Genomic DNA, 21,835 nt, shown 5'->3' with positions numbered 1-21,835 from the left:
TTTTTTGCTCCAGGCTGCGTATGAACGCTGGCTAAAGAGCGGGGGACGGTACTGCCCGCTTAGCGGCCTCCGGGGACAGTCCCCTTTCTCCGCTTACTTCGAGAGCAGGAGCTCGTTGATGCGCTTGACGAAGGCTGCCGGATCCGTGAGGGAGCCGCCTTCGGCCAGCAGCGCCTGGTCGAACAGGATGTGCGACCAGTCCGCGAACTGCGCGCTGTCCGCGTTTTCGTACTTCAGGCGCGTGACCAGCGGGTGGTTCGGGTTGATCTCGAGGATCGGCTTCGATTCCGGCGCATTCTGGCCGGCGGCCTTGAGCATGCGCACCAGGTGGCCCGACAGCTCGTGCTCGTCGGCGACCAGGCAGGCCGGCGAATCGGTCAGGCGGAACGTGACGCGCACGTCCTTGGCCTTGTCGCCCAGCGTGGCCTTCATCTTCTCGACCAGTTCCTTGTAGTCCGACTCGGTCTGCTCGTGCTCCTTCTTCTCGGCTTCGTCTTCCAGCTTGCCGAGGTCCAGGCCGCCTTTGGCGATCGAGACCAGCTCCTTGCCTTCGAACTCGGTCAGGAACGACAGCATCCACTCGTCCACGCGGTCCGTCATCAAGAGCACTTCCACGCCCTTCTTGCGGAAGATCTCCAGGTGCGGGCTGCTCTTGGCTGCATTGAAGGTGTCGCCGGTGACGTAGTAGATCTTGTCCTGGCCTTCCTTCATGCGGCCGATGTAGTCGGCCAGCGAGACGGTCTGCTCGGCGCTGTCGTGATGCGTCGACGAGAAGCGCAGCAGCTTAGCGATGCGGTCCTTGTTGGTCGCGTCCTCGCCGATGCCTTCCTTGAGCACCTGGCCGAATTCGGTCCAGAACGTGGCGTACTTGTCCTTCATGGCCTGGTCTTCCGACGTCGCCATGTCTTCCAGCATGCTCAGGATGCGCTTGGTCGAGCCTTCGCGGATCACGCGCACGTCGCGCGACTCCTGCAGGATCTCGCGCGAGACGTTCAGCGGCAGGTCGTTCGAGTCGATCACGCCCTTGATGAAGCGCAGGTAGGTCGGCATCAGCTGCTCGGCGTCGTCCATGATGAACACGCGCTTGACGTACAGCTTGATGCCGCCGCGCTTGTTGCGGTCCCACAGGTCGAACGGCGCGTGCGCCGGCACGTACAGCAGCTGGGTGTATTCGCTGCGGCCTTCCACGCGGTTGTGGGTATAGGTCAGCGGCGCCTGGAAGTCGTGTGAGACGTGCTTGTAGAACTCCTCGTACTGCTCCGGGGTGATGTCGGACTTGGAGCGGGCCCACAGCGCGCTGGCCTGGTTGACGGTCTCAAACTCGTCCTTGAGCACCGTTTCGTTCTTCTCGGCGTCCCACTCCTCCTTCTGCATCACGATCGGCAGGGAGATGTGGTCGGAGTATTTACGGATGATCGACTTCAGCTTCCACGACGACAGCAGCTCGTCCTCGCCTTCGCGCAGGTGCAGGATGATGTCGGTGCCGCGGCTGGCCTTCTCGATCTGCTCGACGCTGTAGTCGCCCTCGCCGGTCGATTCCCAGCGCACCGCGTCGGACGCGAACAGGCCTGCGCGGCGGGTTTCGACGGTGATCTTGTCGGCCACGATAAAGCCGGAATAGAAGCCCACGCCGAACTGGCCGATCAGGGCCGCGTCGGCCTTCTGGTCGCCCGACAGGCGGCCGAAGAACTCCTTGGTGCCCGACTTGGCGATGGTGCCCAGGTGCGAAATCACCTCGTCGCGGCTCATGCCGATGCCGTTATCGGAAATGGTGATGGTGCGCGCCGCCTTGTCGAACGAGACGCGGATCTTCAGCTCGTGGTCGTCGCCGTACAGGGCGTCGTTGTTGATCGCCTCGAAGCGCAGCTTGTCGGCCGCGTCGGACGCGTTGGAAATCAGCTCGCGAAGGAAAATCTCCTTGTTGGAGTACAGGGAGTGGATCATCAGGTGAAGCAGCTGTTTTACTTCTGCCTGGAAGCCAAGGGTCTCTTTTTCGGCGACTGCCATGTTATTCCTCGTTGGTTCAAGTGGGTTGGATTACGACTTTCGCAAGGTGGGGCCTGTTTTCGGCATTTCAAGAGCCCGGCCGCGTCTCCTGGGCGCGCTCCAGGAAATCCCACGCGGCCCGGTCCAGCGCAGCCACGTTCAGGCGCATGCGGGTAGACGGCTGCCGGGCCGGCGAAAACAGCGCGCCAGGCGCCATCAAGATCCCTTGCGCGTGGGCCGACAATGCCAGCTCGCCGGTGTCGCGGCCGGCGTCCACCCACAGGAACATCCCGGCCGATGGCGCGCCCTCCGGCAGCAGGCCGCAGCGCTCCGCCATGCGCACGGTGCGCGTCCGGACCGCGTCGAGGCGGGTGCGCAGCCTGTCCGCGTGCTTGCGGTACAGGCCTTCGGACAGGATCTTGTAGATCACGCGCTCGCCTACTTCGCTGGTGGTCAGCGTGGCCAGCAGCTTGCGCTCCGCCAGCCGGCGCGCATGCTCTTCCGAGGCTGCGATGAAGCCGACCCGCAGGTTCGCCGACAGCGTCTTGGAAAAACCGCCCAGGTAGATCACCCGCTGCAACTGGTCCAGCGCAGCCAGCCGGGTCACCTGCTGGCCCGGCGCAAGCAGGTCGCAGTAGACATCGTCCTCGACCACGGTAATCCCATGTTCGCCGGCGATGCGCAGCAGCTGGAACGCCTTCGCCGCCGACATCGAGGTGGAAGTGGGGTTATGCAGTACCGAGTTCACGATGTACAGCCGCGGCTTGTGCCGGGTCGCCAGCTGCTCCAGCTGGCCGATATCGGGACCGTCGGCCAGGCGCGGCACGCCCACCACGTTCAGCCCCATCGAGGCAAACGCGGCGAATGCCATGAACCATCCCGGGTCGTCCACTAACACGGTGTCGCCCGGCCGGGTGAATTCGCGCGCCACCAGGTCGAGCGCTTGCGTTACCCCGACCGTGGTGACCAGCTGCGAGGGATTCGCCGCGATCTCCAGCTCCTCCAGCTTGAGCTGCAGTTGCTGGCGCAGGGGCAGGAATCCCTGCGGGACGCCGTAGCTGAGCAGGACGCTGCCGTGCTGGCGGCTGACCGCGCGTAGCGCATGCGACAGCAGCGGCGCGTCCAGCCAGTCCTGCGGCAACAGCCCGGTGCCCGGCTTGGTATGGTGCGACTGGCTGAACATGTTCCGCACCAGCCAGGAGACATCGAGCGGCGGCCGCAGCACGCCGCCATCGGCGGACGGCGCCGGGCCCTGGGCGGTGCCTGGACGGGCACGGACGAAGAAGCCCGCGCCGCGACGCGATTCCAGGTAGCCGTGCGCCACCAGGCGGTCGTAGCTGGCCACCGTGGTGAAGGTCGAGATGCCGTGGGCTGCGGCGAACTGGCGGATCGAAGGCAGGCGCGCGCCGGGGCGCAGCACGCGCTCGTCGATGCGCGCGGAAAGCGCGCGCACGATCTGTTCGACCAGCGGCTCGCCGTCGCGCGACAGCGGGGCCGCCAGCAGCCGGTGCGGTGTATTGGTCATATCACCATCACAGTGCGAAAAGTGTGGAGGAAAGTGTATTGGTGCTGTACTGGTCAGTTGGGTAGGATACAACCTTATTCGACAACTGATCAATCCGCCATGTACCTGCCCACCATCGAACAACTCGACTCCGCCGCGAGGATTGTCTACGGCGCCATGCTTCCGACCCCACAGCATGCGTGGCCGCTGCTGGAGGCCGAACTGGGCACCCGTACCTGGCTCAAGCACGAGAACCACACCCCGCTCTCCGCCTTCAAGGTGCGCGGCGGCCTGGTGTACATGGATGCGCTGGCCAAGCGCGAACCGGGCCTGCGCGGCGTGATTGCGGCGACGCGCGGCAATCACGGGCAGTCGGTGGCGTACGCCGCCCGCCGCAACGGCCTGCAGGCCACCATCGTGGTCCCGCACGGGAACAGCAGCGAGAAGAATGCTGCGATGCGCGCGCTGGGCGCCACGCTCATCGAACACGGCGCCGAGTTCCAGGAGAGCCGCGAACATGCGGTCGCGCTGGCGGCGCGGGACGGCCTGCACATGGTCCCGTCCTATCACCCTGACCTGGTCGCGGGCGTCGCGACCGGATGGCTCGAGCTGTTCCGCGCCTGCCCGGAAATCGACCTGGTGCTGGTGCCGATTGGCCAGGGCTCCGGCATCTGCGGGGCGATCGCCGCCCGCCATGCGCTCGGGCTGAAGATGGAGATCATCGGCGTGGTGTCGAGCCACGCGCCGGCCTACCAGCTGTCGCTGGCCCGCCGCGCCGCGGTCGAAGCGCCAGTCACCACGCAGCTCGCCGACGGCCTGGCCTGCCGTGCGCCGGACGCGCAGTCGCTGGCGACGGTACTGGAATGCGTCGACGAGATCATCGCGGTGACCGACGACGAGGTGGCGGCAGCAATGCGCCTCCTGTTCAAGGCCACGCACAACGTGGCCGAAGGCGCCGGCGCGGCGGCGCTGGCGGGGGCGCTGCAGCTGCGCTCCTCGGGTCGGCTTGCGGGACGCACCCTCGGACTACCGCTCACCGGCGGGAACGTCGATAGTGAGCAATTTAGCAAGATCCTGAGGTAAGGGGACTGTCGCGACGGGACTCTCCCCCATGTACAATAGCGGTCTGTCACCTTTTCACTGCACTGGAAACTTCATGTCCGCACAAGACAAACTCCAAGAACTCGGCATCACCCTCGCCGCTCCTGCCACCCCGGCCGCTGCCTACGTCATGTACGTGCAGACCGGGAACCTGGTGTTCATCTCCGGCCACATCGCCAAGAAGCCTGACGGCACCCCGTGGGTGGGCCAGCTGGGCAAGAACATCGCGCTGGAAGAAGGCCAGGCGGCCGCACGCAGCGTCGCCATCGACCTGATGGGCACCCTGAAGGAAGCCTGCGGCGGCGACCTGGGTCGCGTCAAGCGCATCGTCAAGGTCATGAGCCTGGTGAACTCCACCCCTGATTTCACCGACCAGCACCTGGTCACCAACGGCGCCTCCGAGCTGCTGGGCGAAGTGTTCGGCGACGCCGGAAAGCACGCGCGCTCCGCGTTCGGCGTGGCGCAGCTGCCGCGCGGCACCTGCGTCGAAATCGAAATGATCGTCGAAGTCGCCTGATTGCTTTTTCGGGCGCGGCTCACCCGGCTGCGCCTTTTTCAGAGCCGCCACAAGCGCGCTTGCACGGGCCGCAAGCCCAAACACTTTGCGAGACCAGCATGAAAATTGAAAATCCAAACCCGATCCAGTGGCATTTCTCGGAACGCGCGCAGCAGCTGCAAAGCTCCTTCATCCGCGAGATCCTGAAGATCACGCAGCGTCCGGAGATCATCTCCTTCGCCGGCGGCCTGCCTTCGCCTGCGACCTTCCCTGTCGAGCGCATGAAGGAAGCCTATGACCGCGTGCTGACCAACACCGGCAAGATCGCCCTGCAATACGGCCCGACCGACGGCTACGCGCCACTGCGCGAATGGATCGCCAATTCGCTGTCTACCGAAGGCGGCAAGATCGTGCCGGAGCAGATCCTGATGACGTCCGGCTCGCAGCAGGCGCTCGACCTGCTGGGCAAGGTGCTGGTCGACGAAGGTTCGCGCGTGCTGGTCGAAACCCCGTCGTACCTGGGCGCGCTGCAGGCGTTCTCGGTGTACCGCCCGGAATTCAAGTCGGTCGACACCGACGATGACGGCCTGGTGCCGTCGTCGATCGACGCTGTCGCCGAAGGCGCGCGCATGCTGTACGCACTGCCGAACTTCCAGAACCCGACCGGCCGCAGCCTGTCGGTCGAGCGCCGCGTCGAGCTGGTCGAGACGTGCGCCCGCCACGGCCTGCCGCTGATCGAGGACGATCCGTACGGTTCCCTGAGCTACAAGGGTGCGCCGATGCCGAAGATGGTGGCGATGAACCCGGACGGCGTGATCTACATGGGCTCCTTCTCCAAGGTCCTGACCCCTGGCATCCGCCTGGGCTACGTGTGCGCCCCGCTGCCGCTGGTGCGCCGCCTCGAGCTGGCCAAACAGGCCGCCGACCTGCACACCGCGCAGCTGACCCAGATGGTCGTGCACGACGTGGTCAAGGACGGCTTCCTGGACGAGCACATTCCGACCATCCGCACCCTGTACGGCAACCAGTGCCAGGTCATGCTGGACGCGATGGCCGAGCATTTCCCGTCCGGCGTCACCTGGACCAAGCCGGAAGGCGGCATGTTCATCTGGGTCACCCTGCCAAAGCACATCGACGCGATGAAGCTGCTGGACCTGTCGCTGGCCGCCAAGGTCGCCTTCGTGCCGGGCTCGCCGTTCTACGCGAACGAGCCGGAGACCAACACGATGCGCCTGTCCTTCGTGACCGTGCCGCCAGAGCGCATCCGCGAAGGCATCGCCATCCTCGGCAAGCTGATCGCCGGCATGATGTAATGTAAAGGGGACCGTCCCCGCAGGGGGACCGTCCCCAGCCTTGTGATCGCACCATTCGCGCGGTGCCAGTCTCTGCCGTCAACGACCGGAATCGGCTACCTACATGAGGAATCGGCCGCGAGTGGCACATCCTTGAGAGCCTGCTGCAAGCGTGTAACGGGTATCGCGTAACGCGGACGCACGCTGTCAGCGGTGACGCGGAAGAACGATGCGTATTGTCCCGCCAAGTCGTTGTAGTCCTCGCGTGCGATTGACAGGTCCGAGGCGAATTCGCTTTGGTCGATTTCCTGCATCAGCGAAGCGGTCCAGCAAGGAAGCCAAGGAATCGGGCGCCCCTGAACGACCAGGTGGTACTGCCCGTCACGGCTCCTGGCAACAGGCCAGGACCTGTAGCGCAACATTTCCAATGCCGTGCCATTCGAATTGAGCAGCATTAGCTTTGCGGGTTCGGCGCCGCCGACTTTCATCGCGCCCCAATGGCTGCCAGTCACTGCATAAAACTCGTCGCCAACTTCCGCTCCGGACACGTGCTGAAGCACGCGCGCCTTGAACCAGGTGGGCGGAGGGTTCAGGCAAATGACGACCTGCGTAGCGTCAACGGCGTTGGCTTGTGGTTTGGGGCAATCGTAGCCCTTCAGGTAATCGGTGGCGACCAATTCCGCGACCACCAATGTCAACCTCCCCGCCCCCTCGTCAAACTTGGCGTAGGTGGTAGGTACTTCTCTCGCGAACGGCGACGCCGCCCCCGCCGCTTGACATGGTCCTACGGCAAAGATCATGGCTATCAGGATCGATGGTGCGAAGACGTGGAACATGGGACTCCGGTAGAGACGCTGCGGTTGGTGAATTGTCAACGCCGATTATGGCTTACCCCGTTTGGTGAAAATGCGCGGATTACCACAATCATCATTATCCTGGCGCGATACGACGGTGCGCGCTTTGGCTTGGCGCAGCCGCTCCGATCAAAGGGGGGCGCAGCGGCGCTATAATGCAAGACGCTTACGAATCTAACAACGCTGCCGTGAATCCGAATCTCGACAAGCTGCACCCGTATCCCTTCGAACGCCTGCGCCAGCTGTTTTCCGGCGTCGTTCCCAATCCGTCGTGCCGCCCGATCAGTCTTGGCATCGGCGAGCCCAAACATGCGACGCCCGCGTTCATCGAACGCGCGCTCGCCCACAGCCTGGCCGGCCTGGCCAACTATCCCAGCACGATCGGCACCGACCAGCTGCGCAGCGCCATCAGCGGCTGGCTGCAACGCCGCTACAGCATCCCGCCGCCGGATGCTGCCACGCAGGTCCTGCCCGTGAATGGCTCGCGCGAAGCGCTCTTCGCGATCGCACAGGCCGTAATCGACAGCTCCAACGCGCCAATCGTCGTGTGCCCGAACCCGTTCTACCAGATCTATGAAGGCGCGGCCCTCCTGGCCGGCGCCGAGCCGTATTACGTCAACTCGATCCCGGCCCGCAATTTCGCCTGCGACTACGCCAGCGTGCCGGACGAGGTGTGGGCGCGCACCCAGCTGATGTACGTGTGCTCGCCGGGCAATCCGACCGGCGCCACCGTCTCGCTGGAGGACTGGCGCCAGCTGTTCGAGCTGTCCGACCGCCACGGCTTCGTGCTCGCGTCCGACGAGTGCTACTCCGAGATCTACCACGACAGCGAGCCGCCGCTCGGCGCGCTGGAGGCGGCCCACAGGCTGGGACGCCACGACTACCGCAACCTGGTGGTGTTCTCCAGCCTGTCCAAGCGCTCCAACGTGCCGGGCATGCGCTCGGGCTTCGTCGCGGGCGACGCCGCAATCCTCAAGAAGTACCTGCTGTACCGCACCTACTCGGGCGGCGCGATGTCGCCGCCAGTGCAGGCCGCGTCCATCGCAGCCTGGAGCGACGAGGCCCACGTGCACGGCAACCGGGCCAAGTACCGCGAGAAGTTCGCGCTCATCACGCCGCTGCTGAAGGCCGTGATGGACGTGGAGCTGCCGGACGCCGGCTTCTACCTGTGGGCCGACATCTCGCGCACCGGCCTGTCGGACGAAGAATTCGCCCGCCGTTTGTACGCGGAATATAATGTAACGGTCCTGCCCGGCAGCTACCTCGCGCGCGATGCGCACGGCGTGAACCCTGGTGCACACCGCATTCGCATGGCGCTCGTCGCCGAGGTGGATGAAGGACTGGAGGCGGCGCAACGCATCGTCCAGTTCTGCCAGCGCCTCAAACAAGACAACACCTGAAAAGACATGACCCAACAACTGCAGAACATCATCGACACCGCCTGGGAACAGCGCGCCGAAATCAACCCGTCCAACGCCAGCGCCGAAGTGCGCGATGCGGTCGCCCACGTGATCGCGGGCCTGGACAACGGCACCTTGCGCGTCGCTGAAAAGACCGGCGCCGACTGGGTGGTCAACCAGTGGATCAAGAAGGCCGTGCTGCTGTCGTTCCGCCTCGAGAACAACAGCGTGATGCCGTGCGACGGCACCATGCAGTTCTACGACAAGGTCCCGACCAAGTTCGCCAGCTACACCGCCGACGATTTCGCCAAGGGCGGCTTCCGCGTGGTGCCGCCGGCCGTCGCGCGCCGCGGCAGCTTCATCGGCAAGAACGTGGTGCTGATGCCGTCGTACGTGAACATCGGCGCCTACGTCGATGAAGGCGCGATGGTCGACACCTGGGCCACCGTGGGTTCGTGCGCGCAGATCGGCAAGAACGTGCACCTGTCCGGCGGCGTGGGCATCGGCGGCGTGCTGGAACCGATGCAGGCCAACCCGACCATCATCGAGGACAACTGCTTCATCGGCGCGCGTTCGGAGATCGTCGAAGGCGTGATCGTGGAAGAGAACTCGGTGATCTCGATGGGCGTGTACATCGGCCAGTCCACCAAGATCTACAACCGCGAAACCGGCGAGGTGACCTATGGCCGCGTGCCTGCGGGCTCGGTGGTGGTGTCGGGCAGCCTGCCGTCGGCCGACGGCAAGTACAGCCTGTACTGCGCCGTGATCGTCAAGCGCGTGGATGCGCAGACGCGCGCCAAGACCGGCATCAACGAACTGCTGCGCGGTATCTAAAACAAACAATAGGGACGAGGGAGACACACCATGGCAATGGAGCGCCTGTTTCAGCTGATGAAGGAAAAGAACGCATCGGACATGTTCTTTGCGGTGAATTCCCCCGTCCATATCAAGATCAACGGAAACCTCATCCCGATCAACCAGCAGAAGCTGGAACCGGAAAACATCCGTGCGCTGCTGGCCGAGATCTGCTCGGACGACGAAATGCAGGAACTGCAGCGCGAGCATGAGCTGAACATGGCGATCTCGGTACCAAACCTGGGCCGCTATCGCCTGTCGGCCTTCGTGCAGCGCGGCTCGATCTCGGCGGTGTTCCGCTTCGTGCCTGTCGATATCCCGCCGCTCGCGGAGCTGGACCTGCCGCCGGTGCTGTCGGAACTGATCATGGAAAAGCGCGGCCTGCTGCTGCTGGTCGGCGCGACCGGGTCCGGCAAGTCGACCACCATCGCCTCGATGCTGGACCACCGCAACGAGCAGCGTCCCGGCCACATCCTGACACTGGAAGACCCGGTCGAATACCTCTTCAAGAACAAGAAGTCGATCGTCAACCAGCGCGAGATCGGCAGCGACGCCAAGAACTTCCACACGGCGCTCAAGAACGCGATGCGCCAGGCGCCGGACTGCATCCTGATCGGCGAGATCCGCGATCAGGAAACCATGGCGGCGGCGCTGGCCTACGCGCAGTCGGGCCACCTGGTGCTGGCCACCCTGCACGCGAACAACAGCTACAACGCGCTGAACCGCATCATCAGCTTCTACCCGATCGAGAACCGCCCGGCCCTGCTGCAGGACCTGTCGGCGGCGGTCAAGGCGATCGTCTCGCAGCGCCTGGTGCGCGCGGCAGCGGGCGGCCGCCGCCACGCTGCGGTCGAGGTGCTCGTCAACACCCGCTACATCGCGGACCTGATCGAGAAGGGCGAGATCGGCCAGATCAAGGAAGCGATGGAAAAGAGCCTGTCGCCGGGCTCGCAGTCGTTCGAAGGCGCCCTGTTCAAGCTGGTCAAGGATGGCCGCATCACGCAGGAAGAAGCGCTCGCGAATGCCGACTCGGCCACCAACCTGCTCTGGCTCCTCAACAACGGCCCGGAAAGCGGCGCCGCGCAAGAAGAAGCCGACAAAGAAAAGGCCCCCGAGACCTCCTTCACCGAATTCACGCTCAACACCTGATACCGGAAATGGGGACAGACCCCATTTCCATAATGGGGACAGACCCCATTTTCAGTTTCTCAAGAGATACCCGAAATGGGGTCTGTCCCCATTTCGGCGTTATGTCCCCATTTCGGGTCTTCAGCGAATAATGGGGACAGACCCCATTTTCAGTTTCTCAAGAGATACCCGAAATGGGGTCTGTCCCCATTTGGGTTAGCGCAGCGCCGCTACCCAGGCTTTGAGCGGGTCCGTGTCGGCGAGCGAGCCGGGGTAGAGCTTGTGCGGCTGGTACGGGCCGTAGTCGCCCAGGCCGACCGCCACCTTCTGGAGGGTCGAGAAGGTCCGCATCCCGGACGGCAGCATCACTTCGTACACTTCCATGTAGCGCGTCGACATGTCGGTCGCTTCGCCCACGTGCAGCGCGCCGAGCTGGCGGAAGGCGTTGGTCGCCAAGAGGCAGGAGCTGAAGCAGCGGCTGTCCGTCACGATGACCAGCCGCCCCTGCATGGCTGGCGCCGGCAGTGAAGCGGGGACCTTTCCCTGGTCCACCGTGCGCACCGATGCCGCGCACGCCGGCAAGGCAGGCGAGAAGTTGCGGCCCTCGGTCATCGCCTTCGTCATGTCGTCCGCCACTTGCGCGTAATACGCGGCGCTGTCGTTGTCCTTGCGCGCACGCGCCGCGTCGCGTGCTGCGGTCACCGTCTTGCGGTTCTGCTCCGACACCCGCCAGTAGGAGCCACGGCAGCCGTCGGCGGAGATGTCGAGCGCATCGACGCGCGCCCTGCCGTGCAGGATCCGCGCGATCTCGCTGGAATAGATGGAATTCCCTCCCGTATTGCCGCGCATGTCGATGACGACCATCGGCGCGCTGCGCAGCGCTTCCGCCTGTTCGCTCACCGCCTTGACGACATCGGCCGCCGCGTTGCCAAGCGTGCCGAGCGCGATCCAGTAGCCGCCGTCGAACTTCGACACGCCCATGCCCGCCGCCGCGCGCGGGATGATCCTGGCAGCCCGCTCGGACAAGCCGGTCTGCAGCACCTGCCTGAACTCCAGTTGCACCTGCTCGGTCGCGCCGGCGACGGTGCGGAAGGTACACGCGGACGGCGCCTTGATGAAGGGGTTGGCGTCGTCAAGCAGCAGCCCGGGCGCGCGCTTGCTCAATTCGGCCTCGATCTCGGGCGGCCCGCCGAACAGGCCGATGCGGGTCTTCGCCCAGCGGTCGAATTCTTCGCCATCGCAGGCGAGGATCTCGGCATCGCGTAAGCCTGCCCCGCCCTGCTTGCGTTCATCCAGTCCCACGTACCATTTGCCGCCGCGCCGCACCGGCATGATGCCCGGCCACTTGCGCACTGCCCAGGAGACGTGCGGCGCGGTCCAGATGTGGCCGTCCCGGAATTCAGCGGCGAGGCCGTTCATCAGCGCGTTGTAGGCGCCGAAACTGTCGACCTTCGGCAGGCGTTCTTCGACGTGCCGCCGCGCCAGCGCAAGCCGCGCGAGGAACTGCGTGTCACCCAACTCCTGCGTGGCCCCCGGGTGATTTTCCTCGATGAGCTTGAGGGCGGCGGCCGAATCCGCTGCGGCGATCGCACGCCACGCCTGGGCGACCGGTGCCTGCTCGGCCAGCGCGAATGCCGGGACTAGCGCGAGCACGCCGCCGGCCAACCATTTTCCAACCATTTCCGCCCTCCACAATCGATGGGTCAAATGGCCGATTCTATGTGAGGAGGGCAGCGAAGAATGTCTTAAATTGTCACTCGCGCGACGACGCGGACAGGCGTTTCGCACCAGTCGCGGAAGCCCATCCTGAGGTACAGGCCGTGCGCCGTGGCGTTGGTGGACATCACGTGCAGGAACGGGGTTTCGCCACGCTCCAGCATGCGCCGCACCAGCTTGAGCGTGAGCCTGCGCGCCAGGCCACGGCCCTGGTAGTCGGGATGGGTGCACACACCGCTGATCTCGCGCAGGCCGGGTGCGCACATGCGCTCTCCCGCCATCGCCATCAGCCTGTCACCGTCGAAATAGCCGAAGTAGTCGCCCAGCTCGATCGTGCGCGGGCCGAACGGCCCGGGACGCATCATGGTCGCCAGCTCCAGCGCGCGCCCGGCATGCGCGGCGGTCAGCGGCACCGCGTCGGGCGCCTCGTCCTCCGCCGGCGCCGGCGCATCCCAGACCATCCGGTACATCGTCGATTCGAACGCCACGCTCCAGCCCTGCGGCGCAGCGCCGGTCCAGCCGTCGCAGTAGAACTGGTCGCCTGGCTGGCAGAACGCCGCGAGCGCGTCGAAGTCGGGCTGCAGCTTGTCCGGGAAGCCGACAATCGGCGAAAAGCCTTCGGCATAGCGGCGCGCGGCATCGCTGCCGGACGAGAAACGCAGGTGCGGTCCGTTCAGCGAGTTCCAGAAAATGTTATCGAGTGGGTGCGTCATCGTGGCCGAGTGTAGGGCCGTGGGGCGCCGCAGGCAACCTGCCGGCACTCAATCGTCTTGCGAAAAACATCCCCAGCCGTCATTGCGCCCGCCCAGCGGTTCGGCAACCTGCCGCAGGCGCTCCTCGAACGCGGTGATTGCGGCATGATCGGGCGCCATGTGGTTCACCACCACGACATCCCAGGGGCAGTCCTCGTCCACTTCGCTGTGATCGACGGTGACGGGATAGGCCGGGCTGAAGGCCGCGGCGAAACGCTGCGCGCGCTCTTCGTCCGGGAACACCAGCGTGAAGTCGATATTGCGCGGCACCGACAGGTCGTCGCCCTGCTCGGCCATCTGGCGCAGCACGTCGCCATTTTCGTCGTCTGGAAAGTCAGGAATGTGGGCCATGCGAGTCCTCGGTAAGTGATCTGTGGGCAGTGTAGGCGCGAATTGGCAGTTCGGCAACATTCTGGTCTTGGCGGCCTGAGGCCGTAAGCGGGCTGCGCACAGGGCGACGCGGCCATATCGAACGTATAATGTCGGCCTGCCCTCCCACCCTTTTGCCCGTTCCCGTATGAAACTATTCGGCATTCCCAACTGCGATACCGTCAAGAAGGCCCGCACCTGGCTGGCGGACCAGCAGCTTCCTTTCGATTTCCACGACTTCAAGAAGCAGGGGCTGGACCGCGATACGGTCGCCGGCTGGCTCGCGCAGCAGGACTGGGAAGTGCTGGTCAACCGCAAGGGCACGACGTGGCGCGGCCTGCCGGACGAGCGCAAGGCCGCCGTGACCGACAAGGCCAGCGCGCTCGAGCTGATGCTGGAATACCCGTCGGTGGTGAAACGCCCGGTCCTGCTCGACGCGCAACAGCAGGTGCACGTCGGCTTCTCCGACGACAAATACCGCGGGATCTTCAAGGTATGAAGGCACCGTCGCGCACCCTCGCCCTGACCGAGGAACTGATCTCGCTGTCCTCGATCACGCCGGACGACGGCGGCTGCCAGCGCCGCATCATCGAGCTGCTCGAGCCGCTCGGCTTCACCTGCGAGACAGTGGTATCGAACGGCGTCACCAACCTGTGGGCACGCAAGGGCACGCACGCGCCGGTGCTGGTGTTCGCCGGCCACACGGACGTGGTGCCGACCGGCCCCGCCGCGAAATGGACCTCGGACCCGTTCAAGCCGGAGATCCGCGAGGGCAAGCTGTACGGCCGCGGCGCGTCCGACATGAAGACCTCACTGGCCGCCATGGTGGTCGCGGTCGAAGAGTTCATCGAGGCCAACCCGGGCCACAAGGGGTCGATCGCGTTCCTCGTCACCAGCGATGAGGAAGGCGACGCGGTCGACGGCACCGCGGTCGTCGTGGAGCAGCTCAAGGAGCGCGAGGAGTCGCTGGACTATTGCATCGTGGGCGAGCCCACCTCCGCCCACATCCTCGGCGACACGATCAAGAACGGCCGCCGCGGCTCGCTGTCCGGACACCTCGTCATCAAGGGCATCCAGGGCCACATCGCCTACCCGCAGCTGGCGCGCAACCCGATCCACCAGGCCGCGCCGGCGCTGGCCGAACTGGCGGCCGAGCACTGGGACGAAGGCAACGAGTACTACGCGCCGACCTCCTTCCAGATCTCGAACATCAAGGCCGGCACCGGCGCCAACAACGTGATCCCGGGCGAGCTGTGCATCGACTTTAACTTCCGCTTCTCGACCGCCAGCACCGCGGACGGCCTGGAAGCGCGCGTGCACGCGATCCTGGACCACCACAACCTCGAATACGACCTGCAGTGGACCCTGTCCGGCCGCCCGTTCCTGACGCCGAAAGGCACACTGTCCGACGCGGTCTGCCAGGCCATCTGCGACGAAACCGGCGTACACACGGAACTGTCCACCACGGGCGGGACTTCCGACGGCCGCTTTATCGCGGAGATCTGCCCGCAGGTGATAGAATTCGGGCCGCCCAACGCCAGCATCCACAAGATCGACGAACACATCGAAGTGCGCTTCATCGATCCGCTCAAGAACATCTACCGCCGTACGCTGGAAAAACTGCTTTCCTGACCGGGGACCATCATGCACAACACGCCATTCACCACCGTTCGCGACATCCTTCGCTACGCCGTCACCCGCTTCAATACCGAAGGCCTGGCGTTCGGCCACGGCAGCGCCGATGCGCTCGACGAGGCGGCCTACCTGATCCTGCATACGCTCAAGCTCCCGCTCGACAAGCTGGAGCCATTCCTGGACGCGCGCCTGCTGCCCAACGAGGTCGACAAGCTGGTCGCCATCATCGAGCGGCGCGCCAAGGACCGCGTGCCGGCGGCCTACATCACCAACGAAGCGTGGCTCGGTTCGTACAACTTCTACGTCGACGAGCGCGTGCTGGTGCCGCGCTCCTTCATCGCGGAGCTGATTCCCGAGCAGTTCTCGCCGTGGGTGCAGGATCCCGATACGGTGTCTAACATCCTTGAGCTGTGCACCGGCTCCGGCTGCCTCGCGATCCTGCTGGCCGATTCGTTCCAGGCCGCGGTGGTCGATGCGGTCGACATCTCGCGCGACGCGCTGGCGGTGGCCGAGCGCAACGTGCGCGAATACCAGCTCGAAGGCCGCATCAACCTGATCGAGTCCGACCTGTACGAGCATGTCCCGTTCAAGAAGTACGACCTGATCGTGACCAATCCGCCGTACGTGAACTCGACCTCGATGTCGCGCCTGCCCAAGGAGTACCTGCACGAGCCGCAAATCGGCCTGGACGGCGGCAAGGACGGCATGGACCTGGTCCGCAAGATCATCGCCGGCGCCGCCGAGCGCCTGACCCCGGACGGCCTCCTGATCGTCGAAATCGGCAACGAGCGCGAGTTCGCCGAAGCCGCCTTTGGCGACATGGGCCTGACCTGGGTCACCACCAGCGCAGGAGACGACATGGTCTTCCTGCTCACCGCCGAACAACTGCAAACCGTTTAATGATCAAGTTTTCCAACGTCAGCCTGATGCGCGGCACCAAGCCGCTGCTCGAATCGGTTGACCTGACGCTGAACCCCGGCGACAAAATCGGCCTCATTGGCGCCAACGGCGCCGGCAAATCCAGCCTGTTCGCCATGCTGCGCAACGAGCTGCATTCGGACCAGGGGTCGATCGACTTCCCTGCCCGCTGGCGCATGGCCTATGTGGCGCAGGAGACGCCGCCGCTGGACCGCGCGGCGCTCGACTACGCCATCGACGGCGACGTGAACCTGCGCCGCCTGCAGGCCGAACTGGAGCGCCTGGAAGGCGAGCCGCACGACGACGCCAACGGCATCGCGCTGGGCGAGGTGCACAGCGCGCTGGCCGACGCCGACGCCTACACGGTGCAGTCGCGCGGCGAACAGCTGCTGCTGGGCCTGGGCTTCACGCTCGACCAGATGAAGCAGCCGGTGGCCAGCTTCTCCGGCGGCTGGCGCATGCGCCTGAACCTGGCGCAGGCGCTGATGTGCCCATCGGACCTGCTGCTGCTGGACGAACCGACCAACCACCTGGACCTGGATGCGATCATCTGGCTGGAGGACTGGCTCAAGCGCTACGAAGGCACGCTGATCATCATTTCGCACGACCGCGATTTCCTCGACGAGATCGTCAACGTGATCGTGCACATCGACGAGCGCAAGCTGAAGCGCTACGCCGGAAACTACAGCGCGTTCGAGCGCCAGCGCGCCGCGCAGATGGTGCTGCAGGCCGGCATGATCGAGAAGCAGCAGCGCGCCCGCGCCCACCTCGAGTCGTACATCAACCGCTTCAAGGCCAAGGCCTCCAAGGCGCGCCAGGCGCAGAGCCGCATCAAGCAGCTGGCCAAGATGGAGGAGCTGGCGCCGCTGCGCGCGGCCGCCGAGTTCTCGTTCGAGTTTCGCGAGCCGCTCTCGGCGCCGAACCCGCTGCTGGTGCTGGAAGATGTCGATTGCGGCTACCACACCGAGGAAGGCGACAAGGTCATCGTCAACCGCGTGAACTTCTCGCTGCAATCCGAGCAGCGCATCGGCCTGCTGGGCGTGAATGGCGCCGGCAAGTCCACGCTGATCAAGACCATCGCCGGCGAACTGAAGCCGCTGGCAGGCGAAGCGACCGTGGGCAAGGGCCTCGTGATCGGCTACTTCGCCCAGCACCAGGTCGAGATGCTGCGCCACGACGAGTCGCCCCTGTGGCACCTCGCCAAGATCGCGCCGACCGTGCGCGAGCAGGAGCTGCGCAACTTCCTGGGCGGCTTCAACTTCCCGGGCGATATGGTCACCAGCCCGATCCGCCCGTTCTCGGGCGGCGAGAAGGCACGCCTGGCGCTGGCCCTGATCGTGTGGCAGCGCCCCAACCTGCTGCTGCTGGACGAGCCGACCAACCACCTGGACCTGGAAACGCGCGAGGCGCTCACCATGGCGCTGGCGCAGTTCGACGGCACGCTGGTCGTGGTGTCCCACGACCGCCACCTGCTGCGTGCGACCACCGACCAGTTCATCATCGTCGCCGACGGCAAGCTGATGCCGTTCGACGGCGACCTGGACGACTACAAGGACTGGCTGTTCCAGACCAAGCTTGGCAAGGGCACGAACGTGCTGCCCGCTGCGGGCAAGGAGAACAAGGCTGCGTATCCGGCATCCTCGCCGGTCGCGCCGCCGCCGGCGATCGACCGCCGCGACCAGAAGCGCCAGGAGGCGGAGCAGCGCCAGCGCATGGCCGCGATCCGCAAGCCGCTGGAATCGAAGATCAAAAAGCTGGAAGAGCAGATCGCCAGGCTGAATGCGAAAAAGTCCGAGGTCGACGCGCAACTGGCCGACGAAGCGATTTACGATGTGTCCAACAAGGACAAGCTCAAATCGCTGCTGAACGACCAGGCCTACGTCAGCAAGGATATCGTCCAGCTCGAGGAGGAGTGGCTGGCGCTGCAGGAGCAGCTGGAAGCGGCCGCTTAAGCCGTGTGCTGGCGCGGGCCGGCCGACCTGCGCTTGATGGCCATCAGCTTGTCGATGTCCACCAGGACCAGGCGCCGGCCTTCCGCTTCGCCCAGCCCCATCAGGTAGTCCGCGTTGTGCGAAGCGCCGGGCATGGGACTGATCTGGTCCTGGCGCAGCTGCACCACGCCGGTCACGCCGTCCACCACCATACCCATCACGCAGTTGTTCAATTCGAGGATGATCACGTCGGTGGCCGGATCGGGCGGCGCCGGCACGCCCTCCATCGCCGCGCGCATGTCGACGATGGGCATGATCACGCCGCGCGACACCGCCACGCCGTTCAGCACCTCACCGCCGCTGGCCACGCGTTCCAGCGACTTGAGCATGCGCAGTTCCTGCACCTTGTTGAACTCGAGCCCGTACTCAAGCCCACCCAGCGAAAAGCTCAGGAACTCCATGGTGCTCGTGCTCGCGGGCTTCTTCGATACGCTCGTATCCATAAGATGGGTTCCTTGACTAGGTGCCCCATCCTACTCTTGCGGCGCAGGCCTATTGTTGACTGCAATCAATCTAATTCCCCGCTTGCAATGACTTCTGGTTTCATTACAATGGGAATGCTGCAGAAAATATAACAATTAAGGAACTGCAATGTATCAATGGCTGCAACGCCTGTTCACGGGCGGCCCCGCTTCGCGCACGGAACGCGAGCTCCATGACATCGCGCCCGGCACCACTTGGGTGCCTCTACCGCAACATGCGGATCCCGAGCCACCGCCAGTCACACTGGCCGTCCCGGATGGGCCCGTCGGCAGCGGCAGCGCCATTCCGTTCGAGCAGTCCGACCATCTCAATCGCCTCTGGAACAGCTGGGCCTTCGGCACCAACGGCGAAGCAGTGCTGGACACCAGCCCGGTCGAGGAAGCTGCGCTCGACGCGGTGCGGACGGTGGTCAACTCGCAGCAGTCGGGCGCGGCGATGGTGCGGCGCATGCCGGGGCTGATCCCGCAGCTGCTGCAAAGCCTGCGCAGCGACAACTTCTCCGGAGCGCAGCTCTCGCGCACGATTTCGGGCGACGTGGTGCTGGTCGCGGCCGTGATCCGGCTGGCCAACAGCTCGATGCACGGGACCGGCAAGACCATCAATAGCGTGGAGCATGCGGTGATGGTAATCGGGCAGGAAGGCCTGCGCCAGCTGATCACCAGCGTCGCGTTTCGGCCGATCATCGACATGAACTCGGGCTACTACACGCGCTTGCTGGCGCCGCGGATCTGGGAACGCTCGGAGCGCTGCGCCAACGCCAACCGCACGCTCGCGCCCGAAAATGGGGTCGAGCCGTTCGAGGCCTTCCTGGCGGCGCTGGTGCAGAACACGGGGCTCATCGTCGCCTTGCGCCTGATGGACCAGGCGGCCAGGGACGACCGCACGCTGGGCTCGGAGATGTTTTGCGCCCAGCTGGCGACGCTGGCGCGCAGGCTGTCGTGCAGCATCGCGCAGGAGTGGCACTTCCCACAGTCGGTAACGCATGCAATCCGCGAACAGGGCAGCGTCGCCAAGGGCGCCGTGATGTCGCCGCTGGGTCGGCTGATGGCGCTGTCCGACTACATGGGCAAGGCGCGCATGCTGGTCGAGAACGGCGTCATCGAAGAAGGCGACCCGGACGTGTTCGAACGCCTGCCGATGGCTGCCGGGCGCTGCTACGAGGCGCTCGCCGCCATGCCCGCCGACGCCTGACCGGCTGCCGGGGACTTCCCTGCAAGGGACTGTTCCCCCCGCACTTCAGCCTGCGCAGCCTTACCGTCATTCCTGGCGGATTTCGCCATAAATGGGCCGATTCCGCCACAGCGATGAAGCGGGACAGTCCCTTTTATTCGGAGGGAGCGACCGTGCTCCAGTGGACGGAGCCGGTGCTGCCGGAGGCAATACGCTCGCCCAACTGCTGCCCGCCGCGCAAGCGCGCCTTGATCTCTTTGACGGGGAGGTGGTAGACGCTGCTGCCGTCCGGATTGAAACGCATGGTGCGCACCATGACGTCGCCCCGCAGTTCGCCAATCTCGACGCTGCTGGCGCCGGAGCTGGCGTTCTTCTGCTCGACAAGCTGGGCGATCAGGTCGGCGCCCGCCTTGCCCTCGGACTGCGCGGACTTCACTTCCAGCGACAGCTTGCCGATCGCCTTGAGCTGCGGCCCGACCGCGAGCGCCATCTTCTGGAACTGCGGCACCTGATCGGCGGTGAGGGTGATTTCCTTCTTGCGGATCTTCGATGCGAGCATGACGTACTTGCGCACGTCGGGCTCGTTCTGCAGGGTGTCCAGTTCGGCCTGGCGCGACGCGGCCACCATGTGGAACAGTTCGACGCGCTCCTGAAGCTGGGCGATCACGTCGTTGATCCTGGCGTCGTCCGGCACCAGCGCGTACACCAGCATCTCGATCTGCCGGCGAGGCCCTGCTGTCCCGATGGTGACGCTGCGCGCCGCCACCGCGCAGCCTTCGGCCTGCCCCACGGTCAGCACGTCCGCCATGATCTCGCAGTTGACGGCATGCTCGACCGAGACGCGGGTGCCCGAGATGACGCAGTTCTCCGCGCGGCCCAGCGTGACTTCGCCGTGCGCCGCCTGCACGATGGCGCTGGAGGCGACGCCCTTGACGTGGATGTTGCCGCGCGCGTTGCTGGCGCTGCCGCCCACCAGGTTGTTGTTGAGGGTGACTGTGCCGCCACGCGACACCACGTTGCCGAAGACGTCCGCGTGCACGGTGATGTTCTCGCCCTCGACGACGCGCTTCTCCTGGATCTCGCCGAATTCCTCGTAGTCGCCGGTCAGCTGCAGGTTGCCGGTGGTGCGCGTGCTCACGCCCTCGTAGCTGACGATCTTGGCTCCTACCGACAGCTGGCCGGTGCCGGTGTCGACGTTGAGGAAGCCCGCGACGGTCGATACCAGGAACTCGCCCTCGGCGGTGTGCTCGATGCGCATGCCCGGGCCGGCCAGCGCCTGCAGGTCGACGTCGGCGGGGATCGCAGGCTCCAGCGGGAAGCCGGCGAGGTCGATGCCGGCCACGCCCAGCTTGCGCGGCACCTTGTGCAGCAGGCGCACGTTCTCCTTGATCTGCGGGAAGCGGTTCTGGAACGACATCAGGTCCAGCTTGCCGTTGGCCAGCTGGCGCGGCGCGTCGTTGCGGTGGATGTCGTCGGAGACTTCGTTGATGACCGCGTCCTGCCCCGGCGTTGCCGGCAGCGCGCGTGCGACGGTCACGCGGTCCTGCTTGCCCGATACGATGGCGGCGCGCACGGCGGCGACATCGATGCCGAAGCGGATCCCCTTCGACCACATGTCGGCGATGAACTCATCGAGCGTGAGCTGGGCCGGGACCGGGCTGGCAAAGGGGTCGTCGGCGTCCTCGATGAACACCGGTTCGAAGTAGTATTCGGCGGTGCCGGATTCGATCTTGACCGCACGGTAGAGCGCGCGCCGCACGGGATCGAAGGGAACGATCTTGTCGGCAAAGCGCACCGCGCTCTCGTCGGCCGGCAAGGCGGGGCCAATCCCGAACAGCAGCCGGATGAAGAGCGCGTAGTTCAGGCCGGCGAAGCAGTTCCCCGCAGCGAACACGCCGTCGACGGCGGACTGGAATGTGCGGCCGGACACGGCGGCCTCGGCGTACACGCCGTCCGCACGGGAGATGATGCCATGCTCGACCCCATCCGCAGGCGCAAGCCCGGCGGACAGCTCGACGCCGCTGTCAACCATTTCTGTCACTGCCTCGCTCCAGACCCTAGCAACATTGCTGCCGTAGCAACAATACTTAAATATAATTATTTTCCAAGCGTATCATGATGTCGGTTGGAAAATAACCATTGGTCGAAAAAAAGGCAGCCGAAGCTGCCTTTGTTGCGATCCTGT

General features: G+C 65.2%; 19 protein-coding genes. 11 read left to right on the top strand and 8 right to left on the bottom strand.

Annotated elements, in window-relative coordinates; translation table 11 throughout:
* Nucleotides 1–93: 93 nt before the first annotated feature.
* Together htpG and ACFSQR_RS17345 are read right to left on the bottom strand one after the other, a co-directional pair.
* Nucleotides 94–2,007: a molecular chaperone HtpG gene (htpG, locus tag ACFSQR_RS17350; RefSeq protein WP_377731270.1), complete on the bottom strand. Its 1,914-nt coding sequence runs from the start codon at nt 2,005–2,007 to the stop codon at nt 94–96.
* A 67-nt stretch (nt 2,008–2,074) separates the two neighbouring features.
* Complete coding sequence (locus ACFSQR_RS17345; RefSeq protein WP_377731269.1) at nt 2,075–3,511, bottom strand: PLP-dependent aminotransferase family protein; 1,437 nt, start codon at nt 3,509–3,511, stop codon at nt 2,075–2,077.
* Between the two features lie 99 nt (nt 3,512–3,610).
* Between ACFSQR_RS17345 and ACFSQR_RS17340 the strand changes: the two genes are divergently transcribed.
* The 3 genes from ACFSQR_RS17340 (at nt 3,611) to ACFSQR_RS17330 (ending at nt 6,400) form a co-directional block, all read left to right on the top strand.
* Nucleotides 3,611–4,573, top strand: a complete 963-nt coding sequence (locus tag ACFSQR_RS17340) for a threonine dehydratase (RefSeq protein WP_377731267.1) — start codon at nt 3,611–3,613, stop codon at nt 4,571–4,573.
* A 73-nt stretch (nt 4,574–4,646) separates the two neighbouring features.
* A complete protein-coding gene (locus ACFSQR_RS17335; RefSeq protein ID WP_377731266.1) occupies nt 4,647–5,108 on the top strand; it encodes a RidA family protein in 462 nt (153 codons plus the stop codon).
* Nucleotides 5,109–5,206: 98 nt separating this feature from the next.
* On the top strand, nt 5,207–6,400 hold the full coding sequence (locus ACFSQR_RS17330) for a PLP-dependent aminotransferase family protein (RefSeq protein ID WP_377731264.1): 1,194 nt from the start codon (nt 5,207–5,209) through the stop codon (nt 6,398–6,400).
* A gap of 95 nt (nt 6,401–6,495) precedes the next feature.
* Here ACFSQR_RS17330 and ACFSQR_RS17325 read toward each other — a convergent pair whose 3' ends face one another.
* Complete coding sequence (locus ACFSQR_RS17325; RefSeq protein WP_377731262.1) at nt 6,496–7,215, bottom strand: hypothetical protein; 720 nt, start codon at nt 7,213–7,215, stop codon at nt 6,496–6,498.
* A gap of 206 nt (nt 7,216–7,421) precedes the next feature.
* On the opposite strand from ACFSQR_RS17325, the gene dapC reads away from it, so the two are divergent.
* The 3 genes from dapC to ACFSQR_RS17310 are packed head-to-tail and all read left to right on the top strand — an operon-like array spanning nt 7,422 to nt 10,637.
* On the top strand, nt 7,422–8,633 hold the full coding sequence (gene dapC, locus ACFSQR_RS17320) for a succinyldiaminopimelate transaminase (protein WP_377731261.1): 1,212 nt from the start codon (nt 7,422–7,424) through the stop codon (nt 8,631–8,633).
* 6 nt (nt 8,634–8,639) lie between these two features.
* Complete coding sequence (gene dapD, locus ACFSQR_RS17315) at nt 8,640–9,467, top strand: 2,3,4,5-tetrahydropyridine-2,6-dicarboxylate N-succinyltransferase (RefSeq protein WP_377731260.1); 828 nt, start codon at nt 8,640–8,642, stop codon at nt 9,465–9,467.
* Between the two features lie 30 nt (nt 9,468–9,497).
* The gene (locus ACFSQR_RS17310; protein WP_377731259.1) at nt 9,498–10,637 is read left to right on the top strand and encodes a PilT/PilU family type 4a pilus ATPase; all 1,140 of its coding nucleotides are present in this window, start codon (nt 9,498–9,500) and stop codon (nt 10,635–10,637) included.
* Nucleotides 10,638–10,832: 195 nt separating this feature from the next.
* Here the strand turns inward: ACFSQR_RS17310 and ACFSQR_RS17305 are convergent, their stop codons facing one another.
* From ACFSQR_RS17305 to ACFSQR_RS17295, 3 genes are all read right to left on the bottom strand, one after another.
* Nucleotides 10,833–12,296 carry a S41 family peptidase gene (locus ACFSQR_RS17305; protein ID WP_377731258.1) on the bottom strand — a complete coding sequence of 488 codons (1,464 nt, stop codon included), beginning with the start codon at nt 12,294–12,296 and terminating at the stop codon, nt 10,833–10,835.
* A gap of 65 nt (nt 12,297–12,361) precedes the next feature.
* Nucleotides 12,362–13,045: a GNAT family N-acetyltransferase gene (locus ACFSQR_RS17300; protein WP_377731256.1), complete on the bottom strand. Its 684-nt coding sequence runs from the start codon at nt 13,043–13,045 to the stop codon at nt 12,362–12,364.
* A 48-nt stretch (nt 13,046–13,093) separates the two neighbouring features.
* Nucleotides 13,094–13,435: a ribonuclease E inhibitor RraB gene (locus ACFSQR_RS17295; RefSeq protein ID WP_377731255.1), complete on the bottom strand. Its 342-nt coding sequence runs from the start codon at nt 13,433–13,435 to the stop codon at nt 13,094–13,096.
* Between the two features lie 166 nt (nt 13,436–13,601).
* Between ACFSQR_RS17295 and ACFSQR_RS17290 the strand changes: the two genes are divergently transcribed.
* Genes ACFSQR_RS17290 through ACFSQR_RS17275 form a run of 4 tightly spaced genes read left to right on the top strand, consistent with a single transcriptional unit; the run spans nt 13,602 to nt 17,958 of the window.
* The gene (locus ACFSQR_RS17290; RefSeq protein ID WP_377731254.1) at nt 13,602–13,952 is read left to right on the top strand and encodes an ArsC family reductase; all 351 of its coding nucleotides are present in this window, start codon (nt 13,602–13,604) and stop codon (nt 13,950–13,952) included.
* The gene (gene dapE / locus ACFSQR_RS17285) at nt 13,949–15,085 is read left to right on the top strand and encodes a succinyl-diaminopimelate desuccinylase (RefSeq protein WP_377731252.1); all 1,137 of its coding nucleotides are present in this window, start codon (nt 13,949–13,951) and stop codon (nt 15,083–15,085) included. The genes ACFSQR_RS17290 and dapE overlap by 4 nt, the downstream gene beginning before the upstream one ends.
* Nucleotides 15,086–15,097: 12 nt before the next feature.
* Complete coding sequence (gene prmB, locus ACFSQR_RS17280; RefSeq protein WP_377731251.1) at nt 15,098–15,988, top strand: 50S ribosomal protein L3 N(5)-glutamine methyltransferase; 891 nt, start codon at nt 15,098–15,100, stop codon at nt 15,986–15,988.
* Complete coding sequence (locus ACFSQR_RS17275) at nt 15,988–17,958, top strand: ATP-binding cassette domain-containing protein (protein WP_377731250.1); 1,971 nt, start codon at nt 15,988–15,990, stop codon at nt 17,956–17,958. The genes prmB and ACFSQR_RS17275 overlap by 1 nt, the downstream gene beginning before the upstream one ends.
* On the opposite strand, the gene ACFSQR_RS17270 is transcribed toward ACFSQR_RS17275, so the two are convergent.
* On the bottom strand, nt 17,955–18,440 hold the full coding sequence (locus ACFSQR_RS17270; RefSeq protein WP_377731249.1) for a chemotaxis protein CheW: 486 nt from the start codon (nt 18,438–18,440) through the stop codon (nt 17,955–17,957). The two genes, ACFSQR_RS17275 and ACFSQR_RS17270, sit on opposite strands and share 4 nt — an antisense overlap.
* Nucleotides 18,441–18,588: 148 nt before the next feature.
* Here ACFSQR_RS17270 and ACFSQR_RS17265 point away from each other — a divergent pair, with 148 nt between their 5' ends.
* On the top strand, nt 18,589–19,671 hold the full coding sequence (locus tag ACFSQR_RS17265) for an HDOD domain-containing protein (protein WP_377731248.1): 1,083 nt from the start codon (nt 18,589–18,591) through the stop codon (nt 19,669–19,671).
* Between the two features lie 133 nt (nt 19,672–19,804).
* Here ACFSQR_RS17265 and ACFSQR_RS17260 read toward each other — a convergent pair whose 3' ends face one another.
* Nucleotides 19,805–21,682 (bottom strand): flagellar assembly protein A, encoded by a 1,878-nt coding sequence (locus ACFSQR_RS17260; protein ID WP_377731408.1) that lies wholly within the window; start codon nt 21,680–21,682, stop codon nt 19,805–19,807.
* Nucleotides 21,683–21,835: the final 153 nt, after the last annotated feature.

This window comes from Pseudoduganella sp. GCM10020061 (assembly GCF_042683405.1).
In the GTDB taxonomy this organism is placed as follows: domain Bacteria; phylum Pseudomonadota; class Gammaproteobacteria; order Burkholderiales; family Burkholderiaceae_D; genus Telluria.
Note: the sequence above shows the minus strand (reverse complement) of the source record. Positions and strands in the feature narration are given on the sequence as shown.